The sequence below is a fragment of the Synechococcus sp. EJ6-Ellesmere genome, assembly GCF_024345875.1.
Classification (GTDB): Bacteria; Cyanobacteriota; Cyanobacteriia; order PCC-6307; family Cyanobiaceae; genus Regnicoccus_A; species Regnicoccus_A antarcticus.
Genome location: NZ_JAGQBY010000176.1, coordinates 1 through 6,173, shown reverse-complemented (window position 1 = coordinate 6,173; position 6,173 = coordinate 1). Strand labels below are relative to the sequence as shown.

Annotated in this window: 8 protein-coding genes and 1 pseudogene; 1 reads left to right on the top strand and 8 read right to left on the bottom strand. The window is 69.3% G+C overall.

Features of this window, described 5'->3' with window-relative positions:
* The 5 genes and pseudogenes from KBY78_RS15325 to KBY78_RS15305 form a co-directional block, all read right to left on the bottom strand.
* Positions 1-264: pseudogene (locus tag KBY78_RS15325) on the bottom strand (magnesium chelatase ATPase subunit I); the annotation flags it as partial.
* Positions 261-1,727: a DUF3370 domain-containing protein gene (locus KBY78_RS15320; protein ID WP_255144363.1), complete on the bottom strand. Its 1,467-nt coding sequence runs from the start codon at positions 1,725-1,727 to the stop codon at positions 261-263. The pseudogene KBY78_RS15325 and the gene KBY78_RS15320, both read right to left, overlap by 4 nt.
* A gap of 6 nt (positions 1,728-1,733) precedes the next feature.
* Positions 1,734-2,822 (bottom strand): serine hydrolase, encoded by a 1,089-nt coding sequence (locus KBY78_RS15315; RefSeq protein ID WP_006170342.1) that lies wholly within the window; start codon positions 2,820-2,822, stop codon positions 1,734-1,736.
* A gap of 33 nt (positions 2,823-2,855) precedes the next feature.
* Positions 2,856-3,644, bottom strand: coding sequence for an RNA methyltransferase (locus KBY78_RS15310; RefSeq protein ID WP_255144362.1), 789 nt, complete (start codon positions 3,642-3,644; stop codon positions 2,856-2,858).
* Positions 3,641-4,039, bottom strand: coding sequence for a cytochrome c (locus KBY78_RS15305; RefSeq protein WP_006170344.1), 399 nt, complete (start codon positions 4,037-4,039; stop codon positions 3,641-3,643). Before KBY78_RS15305 ends, KBY78_RS15310 begins: the two co-directional genes overlap by 4 nt.
* A 73-nt stretch (positions 4,040-4,112) precedes the next feature.
* Here KBY78_RS15305 and petG point away from each other — a divergent pair, with 73 nt between their 5' ends.
* Positions 4,113-4,226, top strand: coding sequence for a cytochrome b6-f complex subunit V (petG, locus tag KBY78_RS15300; protein ID WP_006170345.1), 114 nt, complete (start codon positions 4,113-4,115; stop codon positions 4,224-4,226).
* Between the two features lie 15 nt (positions 4,227-4,241).
* On the opposite strand, the gene KBY78_RS15295 is transcribed toward petG, so the two are convergent.
* The 3 genes from KBY78_RS15295 to KBY78_RS15285 all read right to left on the bottom strand — a co-directional run.
* Positions 4,242-4,817: an RsmD family RNA methyltransferase gene (locus tag KBY78_RS15295; protein ID WP_255144361.1), complete on the bottom strand. Its 576-nt coding sequence runs from the start codon at positions 4,815-4,817 to the stop codon at positions 4,242-4,244.
* On the bottom strand, positions 4,814-5,446 hold the full coding sequence (gene hisH / locus KBY78_RS15290) for an imidazole glycerol phosphate synthase subunit HisH (protein ID WP_255144360.1): 633 nt from the start codon (positions 5,444-5,446) through the stop codon (positions 4,814-4,816). Before hisH ends, KBY78_RS15295 begins: the two co-directional genes overlap by 4 nt.
* Positions 5,443-6,173 (bottom strand): LOG family protein (locus KBY78_RS15285; RefSeq protein WP_255144359.1); only part of this gene is annotated, 731 nt, incomplete at its 5' end. The genes KBY78_RS15285 and hisH, both read right to left, overlap by 4 nt.

The following is a 6,173-nucleotide window of genomic DNA, read 5'->3' as shown; positions in this document are numbered from 1 at the left end:
CTCGGCCCGCTGGCGCACTTCGGCGCTCTGAAGGTCGGGGTCGCTGGGGGCGCTGTTGTAGGGATCGCCGGCAACGACGTCGATCTCCGGCAGCAGATCCGCGAGGGCGCGGATCGTGGTGGATTTCCCCGTCCCCCGGTCGCCCATGATCATCCCCCCGCCGATGCGGGGATCGATCACGTTCAACAGCAGGGCGAGCTTCATCTCCTCCTGGCCGACGATGGCGGTGAAGGGGAACGCCCTGCGTTTGCGGGTCTGACTCACGGACGGGGGGCCGGCACGGATCCGGATTGTTTCACAGCTGCCTGTGGGAGCACTGGAGCGGGCAGCAGGCTCAGCACCTGCGGGGGTGTGGCGTCGGCGGGGTAGATCAGCCTCACCCTCACCTGGCGCTGCTGGCCGGGGGCCAGGCTGATGCGCCCGAGGCTGGGGCCCTTCTCGCCCTGGCGCTGCACCAGATGGAACCAGCGCCGGCCGGCGGGACGCCCCGCCGGCCCATCCAGCCCGCTCACCTCCACCGTGCCGCGAAAGACCACCGCCCTCGGTGGGGTGAGGTTGAAGCGCAGGCCGCCCTCGGGCTTGTCGGTTTTGCGAGGGGATTCGAGGGCCAGATCGAGGGCCACCGGGGCCTTGGTGTTGTTCACCAGGGGGAGGGTCAGGTCGTACTCCACGCCGTAGTTGCCATGCGCGGCCCAGGCGGTGCCCGGGTAGAAGGCCTGCAGTTCGGCGGTCTGCACCTGGCCGCTGCCCAGGCTGCCCCGCTCCAGCGAGGCGATCGGCCAGGACACCGGCGCACTGCGCACGGAGAGCGACTTGGTGCCCGGATCTGTGAGCCGGGCGCTCCAGCGGCTGCCCGTCTGGACGCCGCTCACCCGCGAATAGATGATGCCCCCGGGCTGTCCCCTGGGCGTGGGTACGTGTTCCTTGGCGCTGAGCCCGGCGCGCAGCAGGCGGCTCCAGACCTCCGGCTCCGGTGGCTGCTCGCCCCCGAAGGCGGCCAGGGTGGCCAACTCCACGGGGCCGTCGCTCTCCAGCCGCAGCTGCAGGTTGCGGCCGTTGAGCAGGGGATCGAGCCCCTTCACGGGAATCGGCAGGGCCAGCAGGGCGGTGAGCTGCCCCGGGGCCAGGCTCCATTCCTGGGGAATCCCGGCTCCGCGGCGGTTCTGCAGCAGTTCGGCGGCCACCCGTGAGCCGGGGCCTGCGAACACCGACGTGCCGTCGTGGGGCATCAGGGGCGGCAGCGGCAGGAAGGGAGCCGCCGGCTGGCTCGGGTCGCTCGACTGGGAGAGGGCCGTGGATCCACCCAGCACCCGCAGCCGCACCGGCCTGCTGCTCACCGGGGCGGCCACCACCCCCAGCCAGAGCACCGAGTCGAGGGTTTCCGGCCGGCCGGCATAGACGTGGTGGCTGAACAGGTCGAAGCGTCCCTGCAGGGGAACATTCAGGTGTGCGTCGGGGCTGGAGAACGGCTGGCCCGAGAGGGTTCCGCGGCCGTTGAAGGTGGAGAGCAGGATGCCGGGCTGGATGATCAGCTCGGGGTTGTTGTCGTTGACCACCGCCACCCGATCGAGCCTGCCGCTGAGGGGACGCACCTGCTGGGTTCTCAGCTCGGTGCTGGGGGCCACGGCCGGTGCTGGAGCAGGTGCCGGGACCGCCGCAGGGGCTTTGTTGGCCTGGGCCAAGCCTGCAGTGAGCAGCAGGCCGGCGGCCGTGGTCAGGAAGGGCATCAGACCTCAGCGCGGTTGGGGAGAGGGATCGCTGCGATCCACGAGGGTTTGGCTCACGGCGGCGGCCATGGCCCGGATCAGATCGGTGGAGCGGGGGTCGTTGAACGGGCCTTTGACCATGAACCCTGCCACGGCTCTCTTGCCGTTGGGGAGTTCGATCAGTCCGGCGTCGGCATAGGCGATGCCGATGTCGCCGGTTTTGTTGAGCACGGTCAGTCCCCGGGCCATCAGCTCGCTGTCGGGGTCGCTGGAGGCGCCCCCCAGACCCTTGAGCAGTCCGGCGGGCAGGAGCGTGTTGGTGCGGGAGGTGGCCATGATCGTGCGGAAATGGTCGCGGGCCCGCGGACTGAGCTTCTCGCCGATGTCCACCAGGGCGATCGAGCGGGCCAGGTCGCGGGGGCTGGTGGTGTTGGTGCCGTCGAGATCGGGCAGCCAGTTGTTGACCACCGTGGCGGGCAAGCCCAGGGCCTGGAAGTGGGCATTGGTGGCGGCCTTGCCGCCGAGGCGCTTGATCAGCAGGTTGGTGGCGCTGTTGTCGCTCACCCGGATCATTTCGGTGGCGGCTTCATAGAACGGGAAGCGGGTGCCCAGTGGCCGGCTGGCCATCCAGCCGGCACCCCCGCCCATCACCTCTTTGGTCAGAGGCAGCGGTTCGTTCCAGCGCAGCTTGCCGGCGTCGAGGTCGTCGAGGGCCGCCAGCAGGATCGGGGTCTTGATCGAGCTCGCCGCCGGCAGGGGCGTGTCGGGATTGAGCTGGGCAAAACGGCCGTCATCCAGCACCAGCAGGAAGCCGCCCACCTTGAGATCCTTCTGCTCGGCGGCCAGGGCCTTCCAGCGCTGGCTGAGCTTGGTGAGCTCCACCCGTGGCTCGAAGCGGCCCAGAGCCAGGCCCCCCTTGGGGGTGGGCACCGGTGAGCTGGCGCTGCTGGCCTTGGGGGCTTCCATCGCCCCCTGGGCCAGCTTCGGAGCCAGTTGTTTCAAGGCGGTGCCGGTGAGCACCCCGAGACCAAGACCCATCACCAGCAGGCGCAGGACAAGGGCGAGGGGTTGGAACCAGCCGGGTGATCCGGAACGGGGGGAGCGGCCCGAACGCACGATGAAGCCAGTGGCGACGGAGATTTCAGGACCTTAGGGGGTTCCCCGCTGGCTGGCCCAGCGCAGCTGACGGACCATCCCCCGGACCAGGGCCACTTCCTCGGCGCTGATCTGGGCCCGCTGCAGCAGCGCCCGCAGCTTGGCCATCCGGGCATGGGCCGTGTGAGGGAGCAGAAACCCCACCTCCAACAGCAGCTCCTCGGCATCGGCCAGGGCGGCTTCGAGCAACTCCCGGCTGGCGGGTTCCGGCCTGATCACGGGGGCCGGACCGCTTGGCCAGCGTTCAGTGCCCCCCTGCTGGCAGCGGCGCAGCTCATGCAGGGTGATGGCCACCGCATGGGAGAGGTTGAGGGAGGTGTAACCGTCGTCGGTGCTGATCCGCAGAATGCGGCCCGCCTGGAGCAGTTCGTCGGTGCTCAGGCCCCGGTCTTCCCGCCCGAAGACCAGCGCTGGGGCGCCGGGCCGTTCCGACGGCCCAGGCCCGGCCTGGTGCTCCAGCAGCCAGGGGATGGCCTCGGCGGGACCTTCGATGGGCACGGCCTGAGAGTCCACCCGTCCACTGGCGGCGACCACCCGGGTGCGGTCGGCGATGGCCGCCGCCAGATCCGGATAGAGCTGGGCGCGCTCCAGCAACGCCCCGCCGTGGACGGCCATGCGTCTCGCTTCCTCGCCGAGGTGATCGCAGCGGGGGGCCACCAATCGCAAGTCCTGAAGCGCGAAATTGGCGCACAGCCTGGCCACGCTGCCCACATTCAGGGGGCCTGCGGGTTCCACCAGCACCAGGGCCAGCCCAGGGTGGCCAGGCGTCGCGCCGCCGCTCACTCCAGGCTGTGCAGATGGGCCAGCAGGTCGGCCATGGCCTGGGGTTCGGGCTGGAAGCGAGGCATCGGTGGAGTGCGGCCGCTCACGACCTGGCGGATCAACTGGCGGTCGCTGCGGCGCTGGCTGACCCCGTGCAGGCTGGGGCCCACCAGCCCCTGGGCGGCGATGCCGTGGCAGCCGGCGCAGTTCATCCGAAAGAGGCGACCACCGGTCTCGAGCGAGCCCGAAAGCTCCAGGGTGCGCCGGGTGTAGGGGTCGCTGCGGGCCGCCGGCAGGACGAGCAGCAGCAGCAGGATGCAGCCGGCTGCGGCCAGAAGCACCAGAGCGGTGATCAGGCCCTGGCGCTGCACCGGCGCCGGGGTGGCCTCCAGGATGGTGGAAGGATCGCCGGTCACGGATCACTCGGAAGACTCACCCAGCCTGCCTTGGCCGTGGGAGAATTGCGTCAGGCACGACTTCACGCTCCCGATGATCGAACCCCTCCTCTGCGGCATCGTTCTGGGTTTGATCCCGATCACCCTGGTGGGCCTGTTCGTGGCGGCCTGGAACCAGTACCGCCGTGGCAGCGCCTTGGGCGGCTGAGTCAGGCCTCAGGCCTCAGGCCTCAGGCACCAGAACCATCAGCCCACAACTGCCATAGCGGCGTCGATCGCTCAGGTGCCAGCCTCGAGGAATGTCCGGGTATGCGTCGCTTGAGCATTCCCACAGCAGGCGTCCCCCCTCAGCCAGCCAGCCCGAGGCGGCTACCCCCTCGGCGATCGGGGCGTAGAGCCCCGATGCGTAGGGGGGATCGGCGTAGATCAGATCGAAGCCACCTGCCGCTTCCTCCCCCAGCTGTTGCCCTGGGCTTTGGCACAGCCACTGAGGTAGCCCAGCCCTGATCACCCGGAGGTCGCAGGCTGGATTCACGCCGGCCTTGACAGCCTCCAGATTGCGCCGGGCGATGCCGAGGGTGGTTCGGTCGTGATCCACGGCCACCACCCGCTGGGCGCAACGTTGCAGGGCTTCGCAGCTCATCACACCGCTGCCGCAGCAGAGATCGAGCCAGCGGCAACCACTCAGTTCACTCGCCAGCAGGTTGAGCACCGCCAGCCGCACCCTGGAGCTGGTGGGGCGGGCGTGCTGCCCTTGCGGACTGAGCAGTTTGCGCCCGCCACTCAGCCTCAGGCTCACGCTCCGCCCTGCTCCACCCAGCCCAGCCAGCGCTCGAGCATGCGCTGCCCCTGGGGTCCGGACTTCTCGGGGTGAAACTGGCAGGCCGCCAGGGGCCCTTGCCAAACCGCCGCGGTCACCGGCTGATCAGCGAAGAGGACCTCGGCGGTGCTGCAGGCCGGGTCGTTGGGAGCGGCGGCGTAGGAGTGCACGAAATAGACCCAGGCTGCTGGATGACCCTCGGGCAGCAAGGGGCTGGGGTTGGTGGAGATCAGCGGTGCCCAGCCCATGTGGGGGATCGGATGCCCCGGAGCGGAGGGCAGGGCCTTCACCCTGCCCTTGAGCAGGCCGAGGCCTGGTGCCTCTCCCTCCTCGCTGCCCTCGAACAGCAACTGCAGGCCCAGGCAGATCCCCAGCAGGGGGCGTCCTCTGGCGCTCCACTCCCGCAGCGGATCTGCCAGGCGGGCCCGGTGGAGGCGCTCCATGGCCGGATCGAACGATCCCACTCCCGGCAGGATCAAAGCGTCGCAGGCCTCCATCGCTGGGGCGTCCAGCACTGGAATCAGCTCTGCACCGAGTCGCTCCACGGCTCGGGCTACCGAATGCAGGTTGCCCATGCCGTAATCGATCAGGCCGATCCGGCTGCTCATGGCTGCGGCTCCAGGCAGCTGCGTTGCTCCGGATGGAGCAGGTCGTCGCTGCGGGGCAGATCGAGCGCGTTGATGGCGGCGATGAGCTGGTAGAGACGGCCGACGCGGCGTTGATCGAAGTCGAAACGCAGGCAGTGGCGCAGGCGATCGTTGTCGTCGCAGCTCTCTCCCAGCTTGAAATCGCCGCTGCGAAGCAGATCCTGGAAGCCGGAGCGGATGGTCAGCAGATCAGCCTCCGCCAGGGGCACATGCAGCAGCAGCTCCAGCTCGTCGTCGTTGATGCGGGTGGTGTGGAACACCCGGTAGAAGTGGCGGATCAGCTCGATCGCCTCGAAGGCGCTGCCGGCGCGGCTGATCAGGTCTCCGTCGTCTGGACCGATCAACCCCTCGCGCTCGAGGCCGGTGAGAAGGTCCTGAGGCCAGTGTTGCCAGAGCTCATGGCCCGGGGGCGCCAGGAGCACCACCGGAATCGGAGCCGTTCGTCCCGTCTGGATCAGGGTCAGTGCCTCGAACAGTTCGTCGAGGGTGCCGAAACCGCCGGGGAGCACCACCAGGGCATCGCTCTCACGCAGGAAGAACAGCTTGCGGGTGAAGAAGTAGCGGAAGTGAACCAGGCGATCGCCTGCTGCGCTGACGTAGGGGTTGGGGTCTTGCTCAAAGGGCAGCTGGATGTTGACACCGAAGCTGTGCTCCGCTCCCGCTCCCCTGTTCGCCGCTTCCATCACCC